The 21,826-nt window shown below is 41.3% G+C and carries 15 protein-coding genes; 7 read left to right on the top strand and 8 right to left on the bottom strand.

The genetic code is table 11. The features are described from left to right. Positions 1 to 81: 81 nt before the first annotated feature. Positions 82 to 2,100, bottom strand: coding sequence for a vWA domain-containing protein (locus tag CV014_RS19930; RefSeq protein ID WP_236143614.1), 2,019 nt, complete (start codon positions 2,098 to 2,100; stop codon positions 82 to 84). A 204-nt stretch (positions 2,101 to 2,304) separates the two neighbouring features. Between CV014_RS19930 and CV014_RS19925 the strand changes: the two genes are divergently transcribed. After that, a complete protein-coding gene (locus CV014_RS19925; protein WP_236143613.1) occupies positions 2,305 to 3,807 on the top strand; it encodes a bifunctional metallophosphatase/5'-nucleotidase in 1,503 nt (500 codons plus the stop codon). An 18-nt stretch (positions 3,808 to 3,825) separates the two neighbouring features. On the opposite strand, the gene CV014_RS19920 is transcribed toward CV014_RS19925, so the two are convergent. Beyond that, positions 3,826 to 4,350, bottom strand: a complete 525-nt coding sequence (locus CV014_RS19920) for a GAF domain-containing protein (RefSeq protein ID WP_236143612.1) — start codon at positions 4,348 to 4,350, stop codon at positions 3,826 to 3,828. A 184-nt stretch (positions 4,351 to 4,534) separates the two neighbouring features. Continuing rightward, entirely contained in the window at positions 4,535 to 4,735 is a 201-nt protein-coding gene (locus CV014_RS19915) for a hypothetical protein (protein WP_236143611.1), read from the bottom strand. A gap of 215 nt (positions 4,736 to 4,950) precedes the next feature. Between CV014_RS19915 and CV014_RS19910 the strand changes: the two genes are divergently transcribed. Then, a complete protein-coding gene (locus tag CV014_RS19910; protein ID WP_103138755.1) occupies positions 4,951 to 5,208 on the top strand; it encodes a hypothetical protein in 258 nt (85 codons plus the stop codon). A 265-nt stretch (positions 5,209 to 5,473) separates the two neighbouring features. Here CV014_RS19910 and mgtE read toward each other — a convergent pair whose 3' ends face one another. Beyond that, the gene (gene mgtE / locus CV014_RS19905) at positions 5,474 to 6,874 is read right to left on the bottom strand and encodes a magnesium transporter (RefSeq protein ID WP_236143610.1); all 1,401 of its coding nucleotides are present in this window, start codon (positions 6,872 to 6,874) and stop codon (positions 5,474 to 5,476) included. Between the two features lie 1,098 nt (positions 6,875 to 7,972). Between mgtE and CV014_RS19900 the strand changes: the two genes are divergently transcribed. The 3 genes from CV014_RS19900 (at position 7,973) to sppA (ending at position 11,664) form a co-directional block, all read left to right on the top strand. Then, positions 7,973 to 8,572, top strand: a complete 600-nt coding sequence (locus CV014_RS19900; RefSeq protein ID WP_236143609.1) for a hypothetical protein — start codon at positions 7,973 to 7,975, stop codon at positions 8,570 to 8,572. A 102-nt stretch (positions 8,573 to 8,674) separates the two neighbouring features. Next, entirely contained in the window at positions 8,675 to 9,727 is a 1,053-nt protein-coding gene (gene fni / locus CV014_RS19895; RefSeq protein WP_236143619.1) for a type 2 isopentenyl-diphosphate Delta-isomerase, read from the top strand. Between the two features lie 101 nt (positions 9,728 to 9,828). Then, a complete protein-coding gene (gene sppA, locus CV014_RS19890) occupies positions 9,829 to 11,664 on the top strand; it encodes a signal peptide peptidase SppA (RefSeq protein WP_236143608.1) in 1,836 nt (611 codons plus the stop codon). A 123-nt stretch (positions 11,665 to 11,787) separates the two neighbouring features. Here the strand turns inward: sppA and CV014_RS19885 are convergent, their stop codons facing one another. Continuing rightward, on the bottom strand, positions 11,788 to 12,414 hold the full coding sequence (locus CV014_RS19885) for an FkbM family methyltransferase (RefSeq protein WP_442946927.1): 627 nt from the start codon (positions 12,412 to 12,414) through the stop codon (positions 11,788 to 11,790). A 229-nt stretch (positions 12,415 to 12,643) separates the two neighbouring features. Then, a complete protein-coding gene (locus tag CV014_RS19880) occupies positions 12,644 to 13,195 on the bottom strand; it encodes a cupin domain-containing protein (RefSeq protein WP_236143607.1) in 552 nt (183 codons plus the stop codon). 177 nt (positions 13,196 to 13,372) lie between these two features. On the opposite strand from CV014_RS19880, the gene CV014_RS19875 reads away from it, so the two are divergent. Beyond that, positions 13,373 to 14,818 carry a deoxyribodipyrimidine photo-lyase, 8-HDF type gene (locus CV014_RS19875; RefSeq protein WP_236143606.1) on the top strand — a complete coding sequence of 482 codons (1,446 nt, stop codon included), beginning with the start codon at positions 13,373 to 13,375 and terminating at the stop codon, positions 14,816 to 14,818. 138 nt (positions 14,819 to 14,956) lie between these two features. Here CV014_RS19875 and CV014_RS19870 read toward each other — a convergent pair whose 3' ends face one another. Together CV014_RS19870 and CV014_RS19865 are read right to left on the bottom strand one after the other, a co-directional pair. Continuing rightward, entirely contained in the window at positions 14,957 to 15,634 is a 678-nt protein-coding gene (locus CV014_RS19870; protein ID WP_236143605.1) for a sterol desaturase family protein, read from the bottom strand. 499 nt (positions 15,635 to 16,133) lie between these two features. After that, positions 16,134 to 17,117 (bottom strand): class I SAM-dependent methyltransferase, encoded by a 984-nt coding sequence (locus CV014_RS19865; RefSeq protein WP_236143604.1) that lies wholly within the window; start codon positions 17,115 to 17,117, stop codon positions 16,134 to 16,136. A 412-nt stretch (positions 17,118 to 17,529) separates the two neighbouring features. On the opposite strand from CV014_RS19865, the gene CV014_RS19860 reads away from it, so the two are divergent. Next, positions 17,530 to 21,600 carry a DUF2157 domain-containing protein gene (locus CV014_RS19860; protein WP_236143603.1) on the top strand — a complete coding sequence of 1,357 codons (4,071 nt, stop codon included), beginning with the start codon at positions 17,530 to 17,532 and terminating at the stop codon, positions 21,598 to 21,600. The last annotated feature ends 226 nt before the right edge of the window (positions 21,601 to 21,826 follow it).

Raw genomic sequence — 21,826 nt, 5'->3', positions numbered from 1 at the left:
TCGTAGAGAAGCGGGACGAAGTCCATTGCGAATTGCGAATTGCGTTAGCGTAGCGGGACGTTAGTCCATTGCGAATTGGTATTACTTCTCCAGCGCAATAGTATTAGCTTGTTCCACTAAACGAATAAACTCACGCCGATAGCCTTCCTTATCTTCTCCGACTGCTGGTGTGGCTAATTTCATCACCAAATTATAGTTAGCATTCCCTTTATACTCAGAGTCACGCAACACCATACCAAAGGCAGCTATGGCAGATGCAAATCTGAAGTTGGTAGACGGTGTTTGAGTGCTTTGCAAATCACTATCTTGGATAGTTTGGGTGATTAATTGACTGGTGTTGGCTTGGGGCAATTTATAGCGCAGTTTCACTTGCATTAATTCATTCGCGCCAATATCAGGGGTAGTTGCACCAGGACGCTGATATCGTAGGGGGTCTATTTGTGGTAATTTCACATCGCTGGTGATGCCTGTGGGAATGATTTCATAAAGTGCGGTGACAGAATGCCCAGCCCCAATTTCTCCTGCATCTTTGCGGTCGTCGTTAAAGTCTTGGTTTTGCAAAAGGCGGTTTTCATAACCAATTAAGCGATAGGCCTGCACTTTTGCGGGATTGAACTCTACTTGAATTTTCACATCCTTGGCAATGGTAAACAAAGTTTGCCGCAGATCATTGACTAAAACTTTTTTGGCTTCTAATAAAGTATCAATGTAGGCATAGTTGCCGTTACCCCGATCCGCTAACTGCTCCATTTTTGAGTCTTTATAGTTACCAGTACCAAATCCCAATACCGTGAGATAAATTCCCTGGTCTCGTTTCTGTTCAATTAATCGTGTGAGTTCGGCATCACTAGAAACCCCGACGTTAAAATCGCCATCGGTAGCTAAAATTACTCTGTTATTTCCTGATTTGAGGAAGTTCTGTTTGGCTATCTTGTATGCCAACTCAATACCTTGACCCCCAGCAGTAGAACCTCCAGCTTGCAAACGGTCAATTGCTGCCAAAATTTTGGCTTTTTGACTGCCAGGAGTAGCTGGTAAGACTAATCCAGCATTGCCAGCGTAGACTACTAAACTGACTTTATCTTCAGGGCGCAGTTGATTCACAAGCAATTTCAGGGACTGCTGTACCAAGGGTAATTTGTCTGGTTGATCCATCGAACCGGAGACATCAATCAAAAATACTAAGTTGCTGGGTGGTAAAGTGGCACTGGTATGGCGTTTACCTTGCAAACCCACTAGTACCAACTTGTGCTGAGAATTCCAGGGGGCATTAGCCACTTCCGTAGTCACAGAAAAAGGGCGATCGCCTTGCGGTTGGGGATAATTATAAGGAAAATAATTAATTAGTTCCTCAACTCGCACTGCATCTTTAGGTGGTAATGTCCCCTGGGTAAGAAATCGACGGATATTGCTGTAGGATGCTGTATCTACATCAATGGAAAAGGTGGAAAGGGGTTCATTATTGACGCGATGAAAGGGATTATCATCAATGCGGTTGTAACTTTCTGTGTTGAATTGGCTATTGGGCTGAGATTCAGCAGTAACTGTGCCGGAATAGGATGTATTGGAACGGTTAACAGGTTGATTTTGAGGAGGCACACTAGGAAGTGCCAACTTTGGTTTGCTAGCTGGAGTCAGCTTTCTAGTTGTTGGACTTGGGGTAATGCTATGATCTTCTACTAATTCATCTGGCTTAACTTTGAGAACTGCTAACTCTGGTGCGAATTGTGCCTGTAAGCGTTGTAGGGTTTGGATATCGACTGGGCTAACGGCGTTGGGGTTATTTGCAGTCAACTCTTGGCTGCGATTTATACAGGCATTTAAGACTGTGGCAAATTCTGTGCGAGTTATAGCAACTTTGCCAAAGTTTTGTACAGAGACAACACAACTATACTTTTGAACTAATGCCTTGAGTGCTTGATAGTCGGGGTGACGCGGAAGAATCGAGGTATTTGAGCTAATTCTGGGAGGAGTTAGATTTGCTGGTAGGGCGACAGTAACAGACTGACGAGCGATCGCCATTCCTACTGATGGTATTAATAATAATAGTGTAGCAATACTAACTTTTTGCCAAACTGGAGACGGAATGCGGCTAGACATGACTAACTCCTCACACTGAATTTTTGCTGTTACATCTGCTGTTGTTCATTACTTAGAATATTCCTCAGCAGCCTCTACTGTGGTCGTCGTTACAGTTTTGGTAACTATCACTGATACAAAAATCAACATTCTTTTCTGATGGCAAGAGCTAGACGAATTATGAGTACAATCAATTCCGTAGATTAATGGTTTTGCAAGCTAAATATGAAACTTATTTATTTTGGTTGCAGTGTAGTTTTACAAATATTGACGACAGTAACTTTAGCTACCCCAGGGCTGGCGGAAATTGTCAAAATTAACCTGTTGCAACTTAACGATGTCTACGAAATTACGCCAGTGGAAGGAGGAACGCGCGGAGGTTTAGCCCGTGTCGCCACCTTGAGACAACAACTTTACCAAGATAACCCCCGCACCTACACAGTCTTAGCCGGAGATTTTCTGAGTCCTTCGGCTTTGGGAACTGCGAAAATCAACGGTACGCCCCTAGCAGGTCAGCAAATGGTGGCTGTGATGAATACCTTGGGTGTGGATTATGTGACTTTTGGTAATCACGAATTTGACCTACCAGAAAACCTGTTTTATCAAAGATTGCGAGAGTCACGGTTTCGTTGGGTATCGAGTAATGTTTCTGATAGCGCAGGCCGACCCTTTAAAGGTGTTCCCCGGACAATAGTATTTAATGTCAAAGGCGATCGCGGGGCTGTAGTTAGGGTAGGATTAATCGGTGTTACCCTCAACAGCAATCAACCAAAGTACGTCAGTTATACAGATCCCATTGCCACAGCTAAACAGCAGGTAAATAGCCTCAAAGGTAAAGTTGATATTATCGTAGCTTTGACCCATCTATCAATTGCCAGCGATCGCCAACTAGCGGAAACTGTACCAGAAATAGACGTAATTCTGGGTGGTCATGAACATGAAAATATTCAACAATGGCGGGGTCGAGATTTTACACCGATTTTTAAAGCCGATGCCAATGCACGTACAGTTTATGTTCATCAATTGAATTACGATACTGTCAAAAAAAGTCTGGTAATTAACTCTCGCTTAGTCCCTATCACAGATCAGATTCCTGAAGAACCAAAAACAGCAAAGGTAGTGCAAGGGTGGCTAGAAAAAGGTTATCAAGCCTTTATTGCCAATGGCTTTGACCCCAGTCAAGTAATTACTCAACTCACATTTGCTTTAGATGGATTAGAATCCAGTGTTCGTAATAAATCGACGAATTTGACAGAGTTAATTGCTGAGGCGATGTTAAAAGAAGTACCTGACGCAGATTTAGCCGTGTTTAATGGCGGTTCAATTCGCATTGATGATGTCATACCACCAGGCCCCATCACCCAATACGACATAATTCGCATCTTGCCTTTTGGCGGTAAAGTTGTGGCTGTAGAGATGAATGGCGAACTTTTACAAAAAGTATTAAATCAAGGAAAAGCTAATCAAGGGACTGGTGGTTATTTGCAAACAGCTAAAATTAGTCAGGAAGCAAATTCCAATAATTGGTTAATTCAAGGTCAACCACTTGACCCCAAACGCACCTACAAAATCGCCATTACTGACTTTTTAATTAGTGGTAAAGAAAAAGGATTAGACTTTTTAAATCTCAAGCAGCCAGGAATAAAATTAATTGCAGAAAAGCGCGATATTCGTTTTGCTGTAATTGACCAATTAAAACTTCCAAAGGCAACAGAAACATCACCATAGATAAATTTAGAGTGATTTTTATTTTGTCATATAGGTGATGACTAAGGGTGTTAATTCATTTTCCAATTGAGTCATAATAGCATGGTCAAAATCTGACCAAATTCGCTTGTGACCGAAGACACTAGGCTGTAAAATCCCCCAAAGTTGACCATCTTGGCACAGGTGAGCATGAATTAACGCCCGATGTCCCAGATTTTCCCGCTCAAACTCTTTATTTACCACTTTCGGACTAGCAGTTTCTACATCTTCAACGTAAATGGAAGCCTCATTCCGCAGTGCTGCGGCAAACAAAGGGTCTTCTTGGGGTAATGATGACGGCTCTAACTTCCATGCCGATTCTGTAATATCGGGAATATTTTGATGTTTTCGCCAGCAATAGGCGATTTTAGCAAATCGAGTTTGAGGATTTCTCAAGTACAAAAAACAGCGATCGCATTCTAACACTTCTCCAATCACTGGCAAGATTGCCGGAAAAATAGCCTCTGGCTCAGTGTATTTTTCTAAAATATTTTGTATGCTTCTTGGCAAGGCTAAGTCAGTCATGACAAGGCACGCCTTAAGGGACTCACAACTTAAAAAATATACTATCACTGTGTAGGCAGAGGGGCAGGGAGCAGGGGGAAAAATAACAATGTCTTATATCGGAAATTGGATAATTTATTTTCTGGAAGTCCCTAAATTAGTATTTTCTTGTTCTGATGAAGTGTTCTTTGAACTTTGAGACATATTAATGATCATCTCTTTTCGTTTCAGTTGGCGGATGTGTAATCTCTCCCTCACTGTAACCAAGGTCATACATACTAGCAGCTTGAGCATCTTGTTCTGGTGGTACTTTAGACTTGCCCGCCCAAGCATCAGATTTCCCTACGTTAAACCAATCTTCATCAGTCATCCCAGATATCAATCTGTTTTTTGTTGTTTTGTTCATAATTTATAATCTTCGCACCAAGTTTGAATAACATCCTGTATCCAGGGAAAGAACATCACAGAAATAAAATATGATTCCTATAGCTTCATCAAGAAAACTCAAGATTAATACACCTAAAGATGGTATTTTTGTCTGTCAACAGAAGGATGATTTCATTTTGTTGTGTTGCTAACTTAACTAAAAGACAACACAAACAAAGTTAACGAAAAAAGTCTATGGCATCTGCAAAACCATTGCATGGAACCGACTTAGTAGATTGTGCTAGGGCAAATGCCAAGCAAGGAATTGAGACTGCGGCCTATCAATGCGGTTACGGGGAAGATATTAACACCTTCGCACGCGAACTTCGACAAGCCTGCGAGCAAATGAATTTACAAGTTAAAGAATTGAGCGAATTAATTACCGAACAAGACAAAATCCTGAAAATGGGTACCGGTGAAATTATCGCTCCAGATACACCCTCGGAACTGTAGAAGTTGAGGTGACATGGAACAGGTAACGGAGGCAGGGGGAGCAGGGGGAGCAGGGGAGGCAGGGGAGGCAGGGGAGGCAGGGGAGGCAGGGGGAGCAGGGGAGGCAGGGGAGGCAGGGGAGGCAGGGGAGGCAGGGGAGGCAGGGGGAGCAGGGGAGGCAGGGGAGGCAGGGGAGGCAGGGGAGGCAGAGAAGAAACACTAATGACTCAGCACCGGCTAAACGCCGCGCTACCGCTAACAGCACTCAGCACTCACCACTCACCACTCACAACTGTAAAATTACTCGTGCCAAGTTGAAGTAAATTAACACACCCAAAACGTCAACTGCTGTAGTAATAAACGGTGCAGACATCAAGGCTGGATCTAAACGCAAGAAGCGAAACAAAAATGGCAGTGCTGAACCGGAAACAGAAGCTAAAACAGAAATAGCTACTAAACTACTACCAACAGCGATCGCAACTTCTAATCGTCCTTGTAAAAAGTAAGCCCAGATTGTAGCAATACTACCTAACATAACACCCAGCAATGCACCGGCGATCGCTTCCCGCCCAATCACTTGCAAAGTCCCTAAGCTTCTGATTTCGTCAGTGTTCATCCCCCGAATTACCACTGTTGAAGATTGCGCGCCGACGTTACCACCAGTACCAGTCAGTAGGGGAATAAACGCCGTTAATGTGACAACTTTAGTCAAAATATCTTCTTGAGATTTAATAATCGTACCTGTAACTGTATTGGTAATTAATAAGACAAATAACCATAAAACTCGCTTACGGGCTACTTGCATTAAATCCATCTGAAAATAGTTATCACCACTAGATTGCACACCACCACCCACAGCGTAGATATCTTCCGTAGTTTCTTGTTGCAAAATATCAATGACATCATCAACCGTGACGATACCTACTAAACGTTCTTCCTTGTCTACTACTGGTACAGCTAAAAAATCATATCTTTGAATTAATCTAGCTACTTCTTCTTGGTCTGTATCAGTGTGAATACTAATGACATCACGAGTCATGATATCGCCAATCATCTGTTCTGGTTGAGAGGTGACTAACTCCCGCAAAGACACAATCCCCGTTAAACTTCTGGCTGCATCAGTCACGTAGAGATAGTAAATCATCTCACTGGCATTAGCGAGACTGCGTATCCGTTCTAAGGCTTGAGATACCGTAAAATTATCTTTCAGGGCGATAAATTCCAGAGTCATGATGCGTCCAGCCGTACCAGATTCATAACCCAAAAGTAAAGCCGTAGCTTGGCGTTCAACGGGACTGAGTTGTTCTAATAGCCGATTGACTACTTTCGCTGGTAACTCATCAAATAACCTAGCACGGTCATCGGAGGACATCTGATCAACAATATCGCGGACTTCTTGGCTTTTCAATTCCTCAATTAATCGTTCTTGAACGCTGTAGTCCAGATATTCATAAACTTCTATCGCCTCACTCTTTGAAAGTAGACGAAACGCCAAAGCGTGCATCGCTTCTGGTAAACCTTCAATCGCCTCGGCTATATCCGCAGGCTGCACAGGTATGAGAATAGATTTAGCTGCTTGCAAATCTCCTGCTTCCAATAGCATTCGCAGCTGAGTCCTGACTAAATCGCGCAATTCTCTACGTGAAACGTCCTGAAGAGCAGAGTTTAAGTTGTTCGTTTCCGTCACTTTCCACTTTCCTCGACCAATATTAACAAAGTTGCTGCCCCTAGTCTAAGGGATAGTAGGAGGCGTAGAGTTAAACTTGTTGTGATTTTTTCTACTTTCACCAACGCACAGATCAAACCATATCGCCAACACCAATTTGAGTTTCTAGGATTAGTAACTATAATTACTTTAAGACTAGGTTAAGAATCAGATTTAATTTGGTTATATTTAATGATTATTAAATTTTCTGATAGTAGAAATCATATTTGGTTTTTGCGAAGTTAGGTATACCTTTATTTCTTATTCCTTAACTACGCCATTAACATATGTGAATTCAATTGGCATCGCTAGTATTTTAATTCAGAGAAAATGCTGTTCCGGCAGTCCCTAAATAATTCGTGAGCTACAAGACACCCGACTTCTTTGAGAAGTCGAGGATCTGGACAACAAAATCATCATCGTTCAGGAAAAATGTATTACACCATAGATGGATGACTTTATATTTTAGAAAGGTAAAGATATAAAGTTACGTCATATTTTGGGTGAAATAAGTCTACGGTGTCAACATGAATCATTTAACTCACTAAATCTGATTGAAGAATGGAGACTTTAATAAATAATGCTCTTCAAAAATTATCTATCATCAGGATATAAATAACCAGAAAATAACTAATTATTAGAATTCAAATACTAATTTGAAGCCTCTGATTTATCTTGTCTAGATAAAAATTAACCCTAACATAAAGATGCTCATAGACAGTTAAGTACATCCTATTTTATGGTGTATAATATTATTGGCAGTCAAAATGTACCTTTGTTGTTAAATCAGTAAAATTTCTGAACAATACAGGGAGAGCAAACAAATAATATGGTCTAAAAATAACGATTACGGGAATATACCAATTTTCTCAAGCTCACCAGTGCAGTCATGATTCAAGAAAAACACAAACTTTAATATAGCGAATTGTACTTATCTAAAAGGTCAGCGATGAAATAAGTATATTGCGGTGGAACTTTTAATTACTCTCTAGAAACTACGTCAGTATATCAAACGCATTTTTTGAAAAATTTGTGTCGTCAAATCGGACTTATATACCCACATAACTAGTTTTAGATGTCATGAACACTTCCAATCATCAGCTTGTCAATTTATCGTCAAAATCACCGGAGCAAATCATGACGGAAGAACGTATTCATGATGTACTTCTCTTGCTAGAAAACTTATCATATAGAGAAGAAACAACGGTTAAATTGATATTAGATTGTTTATATGATGTAGGAGCAACTAACCTCATTAATCAAAAAGTTCGCTCCCATAGTGTGAATAGCCTCTTAAAAATGATGGCGAAATTTTCTAAACCTGTATTTCGGATGATTGCTTGGCAATGGTTTAAGAAGAACTGTCCCCAACTAATTACCAACTGGCTATATGATCAGGTTAAATTTGCCAGTATTGCGCCACAACCAGCCACAAGAATAGTAGAAAATTCCCAAATTCAACCGCCATCATCTATAAGTCTGCTGGAGCAAACACAAGAAATTAAATCTCTACGTTCTCAAGTGAGACTATTAATAACTATTTGTCTCATTACCATTACTTCTTTTGGTAGCAGCTTTGTTTGGCTCAATTACAAGTTGGAACAAGCACACCTGCAAACTAGAGAAGCAATGTCAACTCAAATTAAAGTGAAAAAAACTACGGCTAATGATGCTAACTGATATTGGCTTTTGCAGTTTAGCGTGTCGGAAATTTGCGATCGCCTGTACAACTTAGCAGACCCACTTACAATAGTAATCGCAAGCTATCAATCATACCTATCCGTGAATCTCCCTACCGATAACACATCCATCCCCATTCAGTCACGTAAAGCAGATCACATCCGCATCTGTTTAGAAGAAGATGTCCAGTGTCAGGAAATCACTAACGGTTTAGAACGCTATCGTTTCACTCATTGTTGCTTACCAGAATTAGATCGGGAAGACATTGATATCAAAACGCGATTTTTCGGTAAAATCCTCAACGCACCTTTGCTGATCTCCTCTATGACTGGGGGAACAGAACAAGCAAAAATGATTAACCAGCGTTTAGCCGCAGTCGCGCAAACCTATAAATTAGCGATGGGTGTCGGTTCGCAACGGGTAGCAGTAGAAAAACCCCAAGTCGCTGATACCTTTGCAGTGCGTCAATTTGCACCCGATATTCTGTTGTTTGCTAACGTTGGTGCTGTACAGCTTAACTACAAATACGGCTTAGATCAATGTCTGCAAATCATTGATATGTTAGAAGCCGACGCGTTGATTTTGCATATTAATCCTCTACAAGAGTTTATTCAACCTAGAGGCGATACTAATTTTCGGGGCTTGCTTGACAAAATAGATAAATTATGCTCTAAATTACCAGTACCAGTAATTGCCAAAGAAGTAGGTAACGGTATTTCCGCCACAATGGCCGAAAAGCTATTAGCAGTAGGAGTGAGAGCCATTGATGTAGCGGGTGCAGGCGGGACTTCTTGGGCAAAAGTCGAAGGAGAAAGGGCAGAAAATGCGCTACAAAGACGTTTAGGGTTGACCTTTGCCGATTGGGGAATACCTACAGCCGATTGTATTACCAGTATTAGAGCGATCGCACCCCATGTTCCCCTCATCGCTTCCGGTGGTTTGCGTCATGGCTTAGATGTCGCCAAAGCGATCGCCTTGGGAGCAGATATCGCAGGCTTGGCGATGCCTTTCCTCAAAGCCGCCGTAGAATCAGAAACAGCACTCCAAGATTTAGCCGAGGTATTAATTGCAGAAATCACCACAGTATTATTCTGCACAGGTAACACCAACCTATCTGAGTTAAAACACTCAAATAGTTTACAAATAATACAATAGGGAATAGGGCATTGGGCATTGGGCATTGAACATGAATATTAATCTGTTCCCTGTTCCCTGTTCCCCGTTCCCTAATGACTAATGCTATTGACTATTAACTAATGAATAACTTTTTAAAACAAACTGCTGCTAGCTTACTTGGGACTGTATTAGGACTAATTGTTTTCTCTGGAATTAGTACAGTAGGACTTTTATTTTTATTATTTGCTGTGGCGGGTTCTAAAGATACAGGGCCTATAGTCAAAGATAAGTCCGTCTTAGTTTTTGACTTATCAATGACTATCACCGACAGAGAACCAAGTTCTGGTGAAGTCTTTCAAAACACTCTATCCGGCGTGAAACCAGAACGGATGACACTCCGTAGCGTTTTGGATTCCATTGCCAAAGCTAAGAGTGATCAGCGAATTGTGGGTATTTACTTAGATGCTACCCGTACAGGTGGAGCGAGTAACTTGGGTTTTGCTTCTCTTAAAGAAATTCGCAAAGCCTTAGAAGACTTCCGCGCCAGTGGTAAAAAGGTAATCGCCTATGGAATGGAATGGGGAGAAAAGGAATATTATCTCAGTTCCGCAGCCGATACCATTGCACTTAACCCTTTTGGCGCAATGGAAATGAACGGTTTTAGTAGCCAACCTGTTTTCCTGGCGGGAGCATTACAAAAGTATGGTATCGGGGTGCAAATTGTCCGAGTGGGTAAATTTAAAGGTGCAGTCGAACCCTTGGTACTCAATAAACTGAGTCCAGAAAACCGTGAACAAACCCAAAAATTGCTCAATGATATTTGGGGAGAGTGGCGTGCGACAGTAGGTAACAGCCGGAAAATTAACCCGCAAAAACTCCAAGCGATCGCCGATACTCAAGCCATACTAGAAGCCAATACAGCCAAAAGTAACGGCTTAATCGACCAGATAGCCTACAGCGATCAGATAGTAACTGATTTAAAAAAATTAACCAATAGCAAAGAAAGTGATAAAAACTTCAAGCACATAGATTTAATGGAGTACGCACAAGTACCCGATAAATCTTTACCAGTAGAACGCCAAGCCAAAAATAAAATTGCTGTGGTTTATGCTGAAGGCGAAATCGTCGATGGTAAAGGCGAGGAAGGACAAATAGGAGGAGATCATTTTGCGGCGATTTTCAACAAAATCCGTCAAGATAAAGATATTAAGGCGGTTGTATTAAGAATTAACAGTCCAGGAGGAAGTGCGATCGCCTCCGAAGTTATGCAGCGAGAAATCAAACTCACTCGCCAAGTTAAACCCGTCATCGTCTCTATGGGTGATGTCGCCGCCTCTGGTGGTTACTGGATAGCTAGTGATTCCAACCGCATTTTCGCCGAACCCAACACGATTACAGGTTCAATTGGTGTATTTGGAATTTTAATCAACGGTCAAAAACTAGCGAATGATAATGGTATCACCTGGGATGCTGTCAAAACAGCCCGTTATGCTGACAGCCAAACCGTTGCGCGTCCTAAATCACCTGAAGAATTAGCAATTTATCAACGCAGCGTTAACCGCATTTACAACATATTCTTAAGTAAAGTCGCCCAAGGACGCAAACTACCAGCACAAAAAGTAGCAGAAATTGCTCAAGGTAGAGTTTGGTCTGGAGTAGCAGCGAAACAAATTGGTTTAGTCGATGAAATTGGTGGCTTAAATGCAGCCGTTGAATATGCAGCTAAAGAGGCTAAATTAGGTAAAAATTGGCAGTTACAAGAATATCCCAAAGAAAGCACATTTGGAGAGCGTTTGTTTGGACAAACCGTTGAAGATATCAGCACTACCTTTGGGTTACAAAAAGTAAATATTCAGCCAAGTAATCCCTTAAATGCTGAACTCCAAAAAATTCAAAAAGAATTAGCAATTATGCAAAATATGAATGACCCCCAAGGAGTTTATGCCAGATTGCCATTTAATTTAATCATTGAGTAGTTTCACTAATTTGAGATTTTGGATGACCAACAAGATACCCGAATTTTCCAAGAAATCGGGTATCTAGAAATCGCAAAATTTCAATACATTATATGTGTAATCCAAAATCCACATTGCCTAGATTTAGCGGATGGCATATAAAGTGTATGTATCCACAAAGTTAGACGGTAGTAACTCTCTCTTTTCTAAAATGATATGAAAACCTTGATGAGTGAGAATTGTTTTAACTTTTTCTAGTCTGCCTTTCTTATCATGAAATTCGCCGACAATCTGCTTAATTTTCGGCCAGTCTTTATCTTCTATCCCTTGTAAAACCTCGTATTCTTCACCTTCTACATCAATCTTGAGTAAATCTATGGTATCAATTCCTAATTCATCAATTAAAGATGAAAGCGTTCTGACTTGACACTTAACTTGGGTTTGTTCCACAAATAAATCTGCAAATAAATCAGTGATTTCTTCTGCGTCTGGCTGAGATTTTATTTCATCTGTATCAGCGATGATATCATTGGGTTTAGTGGTTGAGTTCCCTGCCATATTGGGATAAAAAGTAAATATTTTATCGGGATTATTTTCGGAACTCAACCCACAATTAAATAAACGCACCTTTTCTAGAGAGTGCAAGCGAATATTATCTTCTAATACCGCAAAAGTTGACGCAATTGGTTCAAAGGCATAAATTTGTATATTTTTTTGCATTTGACTAGCAAATATTGTAAATAAACCAATATTTGCGCCAACATCAAATATACAATCACCTTCATTAACGACAATACCGTTTTTGTCATACTGTTTTTCGGCAAATATCTCAGAATAAATATATTCAGTTTCTTCAATGCTGCTGCTGTAGTAGCAGTCTAAGCCATTAGCAAAGGTAATTTTTTTTTACTCATTTTTGACTCTACATCCTGTGTCTGAATCCAACCACAAGAGGACATTTTAGCTCAAATTGATGCCCTGTGCCTTTTACCTTTTTAACCTAGCCTTGGTACCAAGCATCACTCAAGCGAGTACCTGTGTAATTAGGCAGCCAACCATCTGCCGCACTAAAGTAACGTACCGCTTTGAACTGTAACAACGCCGTGGGACTACACCAATGTTCCACACCCGACGGAATACTCAGGTAATCTTGAGACTCTACCAAAAGCTGTATCTGACTACCATCAGGCTTCACAAAACCAAAAATCATTTCCCCAGCCAGGACATACAAAGCTTCAGGCGCGGTGTGAGTATGATATTGGCTGTAGGTAGCAAACAATGTTTGTAGACTTGGTGATCCTGGATGTACATTTAACAAATCACACCACAAATAACCGTTTTCTTGTTGCAGGAATTCAAACACACTATTGTGCAAATCTACAACATGACGCTTTTCTTCATCTGTCAACACCTCTTGTTGTAAGAGGTGGGGAAATAGCAACGCTGTTCCTGGGTCGTAATGTTTGAGATAAATACCAATAGATGCAAGTTCACGAACTATTTCTTGTATATCGCTTTCTATCGTGCCGTCTGCCAGTAACAATGCTGCCATGATGAAAAATTTAATTCGCTATTAATCACAAGTATACTGGACTTTGACGTAACAAGCCACTATCACCGATAGAGTTACTGGAGTTGTATTTGGTTCCAGAAAATATCAATTTTGCCAATAGTTAAATGCTCCTACTAGGGTTTAAGCTAGTACGAGTGAACTATATAAACTGCTCAAATGTCTGACTTAATTTTATTTTGGCATCGCCGTGATTTACGCATTGCTGATAATACCGGATTAGCTTTAGCCAGAGAACAAACTGCTAAAGTGGTGGGTGTATTTTGCCTAGATCCTAATATTCTCGAACGAGATGATGTTGCACCAGCCAGGGTAACTTACATGATTGGCTGTTTGCAAGCATTACAACAGCGATACTTACAAGCGGGAAGTCAGTTATTAATTTTGCGTGGTGATCCTGTAGAGGCTATTCCTCATTTAGCTGAGACATTGCAAGCTAAAGCGGTGTTTTGGAATTGGGATGTAGAACCATATTCTCAGGTACGCGATCGCGCTATCATAGAAGCCTTAAAAGCCAAAGGTATAGAATTTCTCACCCCCAACTGGGATCAAATTCTCCATTCCCCACAAGAAATTTTTTCAGGTAGTAATGCACCTTACACTGTCTACACTCCCTTTTGGAAAAATTGGATTACTAAACCCAAGGCTAAACCAGTCCCAACCCTAGAAAACGCTACAGGTTTAACACCAGCAGAACAAGAACTGGCGACACAAGCAGGCGTAACAAACTTACCCACAGCCAAAGACTTAGGATTTATTTGGGATACAGATTTGGTAATTCCTCCAGGGGAAGCAGCCGCACAAGCCAAACTAGAAGAATTTACCGCCAAAGCCATCACAGAATATCAAGAACAGCGTAACTTTCCCGCCGTTGACGGCACATCACAACTCAGTGCTGCTTTAAAATTTGGTGTAATTGGTATTCGTACAGTTTGGCAAGCCACAACAGCAGCATTAGAAAATTACACCAGTGAAGAAGCTAGCACCAGTATCCGTACATGGCAACAAGAACTCGCTTGGCGGGAATTTTATCAACACGCTATGTATCACTTTCCTGAATTAGCTGATGGTGCTTATCGTGACACTTTTAAAACTTTCCCTTGGGAGAATAACGAGGAACTCTTTCAAGCTTGGTGTGAAGGTAAAACAGGCTACCCCATCGTAGATGCAGCCATGCGCCAGTTGAATGAACTAGGTTGGATGCACAACCGTTGTCGGATGATAGTTGCCAGTTTCCTCACCAAAGACTTACTAATTAATCCCCAGTGGGGAGAAAAATACTTTATGCAGAAGCTAATTGACGGTGATTTATCTGCGAATAATGGCGGTTGGCAATGGAGTGCTTCGAGTGGAATGGACCCTAAACCAGTACGAATTTTTAACCCAGCCAGTCAAGCACAAAAGTTTGATGCTGACGCTGAGTATATCCGTTTCTGGTTGCCAGAATTGCGGTCTTTAGATACAGAATATTTGGTGACAGGGAAAATTACACCCTTAGAACGTCGTGCTGTCGGCTATCCTGACCCGATTGTAGACCATAAAAAACAGCAACAACTATTTAAACAACGCTATCAACAGCAGAAGGAATTGGTTGTTAGTCATTAGTCATTAGTCATTAGAAAATAAAATTCTCTCCGAGACGTTATTGCAACCTCTCGGAGAGAATACAGCGTGGCTTGTTTTCCCAAAGGGATACTTGCTGCTACGATAAAGTTATTCGTAATTTTTGGTTTTAATCACGAATTATTTGAATGCAGGTTCAAAATCTTGAATCAAAACAGTCTGACGTTGCAGCGCGACTTGATTACGCCATTTCTTCAGTCTCAATTCTGTTCTGGCTGTTCTGGGTTTCAGGTATCCTAAACGTAGTAGTTCCCTTAAATCTCTCATTCTGGGTTTTATTTTTGTTCCCAAAATATAGTCAGCCAAAGGAAACACAATATTGTAATTTTTATTAGTAAATTGGTGATGTAAATAATGATGAGTGGCTAGCCATCTAAAAACACCCCAATCAGCAAAAAAGGTGTCGCTTGGTTGGTGCATTTGAGTGTGGATGGTATTCCAAGTGAAGGCATGAATTAGTAACATGACAACAAATGTCACACCAGCTAAGGGTGAAATCATCCAAAATAGTAAATCTATGGGCAAGAAAAGAACTAACGCGGTGATAATTTCCACAGCCCGAAATCTAATATTGTCATCACTACCTTCAGGATGAGGCTCAAAGTCAAATTGACGATACCAAATGCCATGATGTCTGATGGCATGACCTTCATAAACTTCTTTAAATACGTTGGGATATTTTTTATAAAACCATTCAGATAAAACCTTTTTGTGCATGAAATTTTGGTGCGTTTGATGTTCAGCAAAGGAAAAGATAATCTCAGACAACAGAATGTATACAACCAGAGATAACAACATAATTTTTCTGACTAAAAGAATCCATTCAACCTAACTATCATTTAACACAAAAACCTAATAGGTGCTTACTTAATGAACCGCCTTATGACTCTTTGCAAAAGGCGTGGACACCATTAATAATAGGTTTCTGACTACAAACACAACAAATCAAAATTTGTAGATCATCACTGGTAATACATTAAGTAATATATTTTGTGTTTCATGCTATTTGATGCTGGCAAAAAGTTGTGATTTTGCTTGCCAACATATACTTTATCTCTTCGATGAATTTTGTCAATACTTTAGTTGATTCATCGTAATATTACATCATAAAAAATTTGATTCCTGAAACAATGGTTAAAAGAGGGAAAGGGAGACAGAGATAAGTCTGAGCGCAGGAACAGTTAATAAGCATCTGCTTAGAAGTTTTGTCAAAAATCAAATATAAATCATAAATATTTTCTTAATTTAGCAAGACTCTTTGTGTAGTTTGATGTGGAATTATGAAGCCGTAGGTAAGTTAGTTTGGGGAATTTTTGACTTGTGACTTTTGCTGTTTTTGATTTGCGATCGCCTGTCTGAAAATCTTGGGTAGCCAAAACGAATAATCATACCCTTGTTGCACTTGACTGTAAAGTGAAAATAGCTGTGCTTTACTTAGAAAAATATAGGGTTGAATGGCTTTAAGCATTGATAAAAATTTATCTGTGGCTATGGCGGGAGTGACACCACTGACAAGATAATCATGTAAATGGGGTGGTAATTGCCAATTAATTGTCGGATCTGGCTGATGGATAACAGGCTCAACATTTCCTCGCCATGCAACGCCCATAATTTGCATAGTTTGATAGACCATTGTATTCCAGCCTTTCGCCTTTAAATAATCCAAACCTGCGCCCACATCAGGAGAGGCTAAATCATGAAATAAAATTAACGCATCTGGTTCTGCAAATTGTTCACAAATCATCGCATCATTTAGTGGTGCAGGTGTTTCATGATGACCATCGATAAATATTAATGACCATTTACGTTGTAATTTATTGGCTATTTCTTCCACCTTTTGGGGGCTATAACCTGGTATGAGATTTACTAATTCTTGGACATCTGCTTTCTTAAGTGAATCTGTCACACTTTCAGAGAATAACTCTTGAGATAGCATCGGGTCAATTACATCTAACTCAACTCCCCCTAAAGCCAAATGACAAGCCGACCAACCCATCCAACACCCTATCTCTAAAGCCTTTTTTCCCTGAAATTTTAAAGCTGTGTTGTAGAGAATATGTGCTTCATCTCGACTCACAAAGCCTACACCAGTCCGTCGTTTATCCACATAAAAGTTATGAGGAATATTCCGCCGTAAGTAAAACCAAGAAGAATCATATTTATTACCTAAAATCATATTAGGAAAACATGAATCTGGTTTAACTGTGGCTAATCCAGGCGAAACATAATCTCCTTTGGGAAAGATGTTAGATGCAATTGATTTTACTATTATTTCACTCATATATTCATCTATTTTAATATTTTAATTTGCTTATATATAGCAACCAAAAACAATAATCCATACCTGGAAGCTATGCCAAGTATCACACAAATAATTTAATAATTATCGGTATGAATCTGCAAATGACCAATGCTCAAGGTTAACAGGACTTACGCAAAAATAACGTAACTCCGTCATTACGAGCGATAGGGAGGTAACTCCCCTAACGCTTTACTCATTACTCAGCACCAGCTAAACGCCGCGCTACGCTAACGTTACTCAGCACTCGTCACTCAACACTCAGCACTCATTACTCAGCACTCAGCCCTATCTTAGTCAGTAAAATAACTGGCATAGCGATCGCGTAACTATACCCGAAGCCTATGATGATTGAGGTATATACTGTGCTACCTACGACTTATATCACCCCATCATGCGTGAGAGTCCACCTCAAAAAATCGACTTAAAAATATCCTCCAACCACCCCGAACTACTGACGGGGTTGGATATGTGGTTATGCTTGGGTTTAATCTCCGATACCCAAGTCAAACAAATTTGTCGGGAATATCTCTCCTGTCGCGTCAACTTACAGCCTGTAGTTGAACCTGAACCACAGCGAGTCCCCGTATCCACGACAAGACTAGAAAAATCATTAATTGCTTATCTTCCAGAAGAACCAGAAGAACCAAAACCACCAAAACCACCAGCACGCCCCAGTGTGGTTAACCAAATGTTGCAATCCTTGGGCGCAGAGTTAAGTGTGCGGTGGCTGCTGTTTTTGGGTGTATTTTTAGTTGTCCTCTCTTCTGGAGTCTTGGCTGCTAGCCAGTGGGAGAGATTCCCCGCTTCTGGACAGTATGGAGTTTTATTTGCTTATACTTTAAGTTTTTGGGGTTTAAGCTTTTGGGCTGGTAAACAAAATAACCTGAGACTGACAGCACAGACTTTGCTGATTGTGACTCTGTTGTTAGTGCCGGTCAACTTTTGGGCTATGGATAGCTTTGGTTTGTGGCGTAATCCTCTCGATTGGTTGACCGTGGCGATCGCTGCTCCTATTCTAACGGTAATTACGGTTCTGCTTTGTAAAAATCGCACATTTTTAACAAATCAACCCAGAAGCAATCTATCTCTCGTCAATATTCTGGGACTAATTTACCTGCATTGGGGTTGGCAATTACCATTATTTCCCCTAGCGGCAATTTATGTGGCAATGGTAGGTACCACTATCTTGACGTTGTATCAGCATCGTCGCCAGCAACCCACACCCCAACAAGCATCAGGATTAGGAATTAATTTATATGCAACTGTCATTATTTATGCTTTATTACTTCTATTAACACGAGGCATCTTTGTTGCTAGGGTGGATGTCACCCAATTAGGTTTAGCAATTGGAATTTGTGGTTGGTTAGGAACTTGGTTAGCACAGCAGAGGAGCAAGGAAGCCACTCAGGAGCAAGGAGAAAATAGCGCGCCTGTAATTAAATTAGATGTAATTTGGGCAATAATTGGGGAAATTTTAGTATTTTTGGGTTGGTTGGTGGCGGTATTTAATCATCCAGCCCAAGCTATAGCAGTGAGTGGACTGGCTTTGTGGGTGGTGACAGCCCGACTGTACAGATACAGTTTACAGATTGATTTATTTTTACTGTTCGTTATTGGTTTACAGGCGATTTGGTTGGGTTGGCGGTTAATTCCCTCTGGGTTACAGCAGTTGGCTATCACCGTGGGAACACAACTTACCCAGGCGCAAAATGAACCTTGGGCTTTATTGAGTGTGGTGTTATTTCCCTACCTCCTGTTCATGGTAGTAGTGACAGAGACTTTACACACAGCCCAAAAGCGCGATTTAGCCAAATTTAGCGAATTTCTCAGTCTGGTATTCGGAGCTTGTTTAACTACGATCGCTACCGTTAATCCTACCTTGCGATCGCTAAATTTCCTGTGTTCTACCATTACTCTGGCAGTAGTCAGCAAGCGGCGTTCTCCTGTTCCCGTCCCCTTGGTGTATCTAACACACACAATGGGAATGCTGACATTCTGTTCAGTCATTAATTGGCTACTACCGAATTTAGCATTGCATTTGTGGGCAAGTATTTTATTGATACTGATGCTAGGAGAGTGGGGATTTTGTCTGCTTAATACAGAACCAGCCAATATTCCCCCTTCCCTCACAGGGAAGGGGGTTAGGGGGTTAGGTCAAAACATCTGGCGACAAAGCGCATGGCACATGGGATTTTTCCTGGCGGCGGTGAGTTTCTTGATGTTGTGGACAAATGCTCAACTAGTCATAGAAGCCTTAGAGGGTATACCTTCCCTACTACTGCAATGGCTGATATTCGGCACAGACAGCACCCCAAACTTTCAATCTCAAGACTATTGGGGAGTCATTTGGTTAACTACACCCATCGCCCTCACGGTTTTAGCTAGTCGCACAACCCAAAACCGGACTACAAATAGCTTATCGGCTGTCATCACTATATTTGTGGCACAGTTACTCACCCTACCCTTACCAGGAATACAACTAATTGGTTTAGCGGTGGGAACTGGTGTGATGTATGTCAACACCCGCCATCTACGCCAGCAAAAATTTGCCGTTATTAACATTGGTTTTGGCTTAAGTCTCATCGCGGCGTTACTGTGGGAAGGTATTCCTGGTGTGCCACGCCTAGCTAGACCAGGATGGTTGATTGTATGTGCGATCGCTATTTTAAGCTTATGGTTGGGGCATCGGGCATTGGGCATTGGGCATGGGGCATGGGGCATGGGGCATGGGGAAGTCAATACAGATGATGATTTGCCTCCGACTTTAGGGGGAATTTATGCCGCCGCTTGTGACCAATGGGCGATCTCCTTGTGTACTGTAGAGTTATTATTCCTGACTCTCTACTCATCCTCTGTTTATGTAGGTTTCACCCCTGGATTTTGGTATTTAGTCGCCACAGCCATTACATTAGTCGCCATTATTTATCGCAGTTGGCGACAACCGACAAACTGGGCATTTTATGGGATTGGTTGGTGCGTAGAATTATTAGTTACCCAGGTGTTAAGCTTCGGCGGACACTCGATTATTCGGGTTGCCATTGCTAACATTGCCTTGGGTTTATTCTCCCAACTTTTTGGCGAATGGTGGCGGCGTAAACACCAACTGACCAAGCTTCCTAGCAGTTTCCACGTTTTACCAGTCATTTATGGTGTATTTAGCGTCCTGCTGAGGGTAAATGTCTTTACTAATTGGTCTGGGTTGTGTTCTTTAGGTGTAGCGTTAATTTTCGTAGGTGTTGGACGACGCAACCGTGAGTTAAAACCCCTGCTGTATTTAGGGATTATTGGGATTTCTGTTTCCGCCTATGAATTGCTGTTCTACCAAATGTTACAAGCCTCCGGCGGTGGCTTGGGCGATGGTTTAATTGCAATGGCTACCCTGGGAACTGGAATCATGTCCCTCTATCGGGTTTTGACTCCGTGGTTAGTAACGTGGTTGCGCCTTAGTCGGCGTGAACTCCAAGGAATTGCCCATTTACATTGGGTTTGGAGTAGTTGCTTACTGATGGCTGCAATTTCCCAACCAATTGTCGTTAACCGACTAGTGGGTTTAGGAACAGGGGCATTTTTAATTGCCTACGCCATATTACAAGGCAAACAAACCGCTAATGCTAATCAACCCCCCGTATTTGGTCGTATTCCTGTTACTGACTTGTGGGTTTACCTTGGCTTCCTCTTAGTGGCGGGGATGAGAGTTTATTGGCGAGAAACCGCCGTCGGACAATGGTTAACTGGCCCCTTAGTGCCTTGGAATGGGGCGATCGCCTGCGTATTTGCCTACTTTTTATACCTGCTGCCCTGGGAACGTTGGGGCTGGAATCAAAAACCTTGGCGGTTAGCTGCTTATATTTTCCCCTTAGTGATTCTCACGGAAACTAGGCTGGCAGTTTACCCCATTACCTTAGTGATAGCGGCTGGGTATTATCTTTTACTTGCCAAGCTCAGGGAAAATATCCGCTTTACATACATTAGTGTGGTGTTGATAGACTGGGCGTTATTTTCGTGGTTACATAGTTTACGCCTGTATGATTCCCTATGGTATGTGACAGTGATTGGTTTATCACTGCTGTATCTCGCTCAATTTGATCCTGCACTGCGACAACCAGAAAATAAACTCGCCCGTCACACCTTCAGAGTCATTGGTAGTGGTGTAATTTGTGGTTGGGCGATCGTATTTTATCAACACACACCTCTCATAGCAGGAGCCTCTGCATTAGCTTTCATCTTTGTGGGGTTAGCTTTGCGGATACGAGCATTCCTTTACGTTGGGACAATTAGCTTCCTATTCACCAGTATTTATCAACTAGTAATATTTAGCTTGCGCTACCCCTTCCTAAAATGGGTTGTCGGTTTGCTAGTCGGTATTGCTTTGATTTCCATCGCCGCTAACTTTGAAACCCACCGTACTCAAATCACCTCGTTGTTACGTAATACCAATCATGAACTTGATGAGTGGGAATAATACCAATTCGCAATGGACTTCGTCCCGCTACGCTAACGCAATTCGCAATTCGCAATTAAGAAAGTCAGATACCACCTGGGTTTCAAGCTTTGCATCTGTTGCTTAATTTTGGAGAATTGGTATAAGCTCCGAATTCAAAATTAAATACCTCACGGATAAATCTAGGGGCTTGTGACCTATGTGCTAGCGTTCAGCCCGTGCAATTAATCTTACTTTTTACTCAGCA

Origin of the sequence: Nostoc sp. CMAA1605, from assembly GCF_021596505.1 — a bacterium.
Taxonomy (GTDB): Bacteria; Cyanobacteriota; Cyanobacteriia; order Cyanobacteriales; family Nostocaceae; genus Trichormus.
Note: the sequence above shows the minus strand (reverse complement) of the source record. Positions and strands in the feature narration are given on the sequence as shown.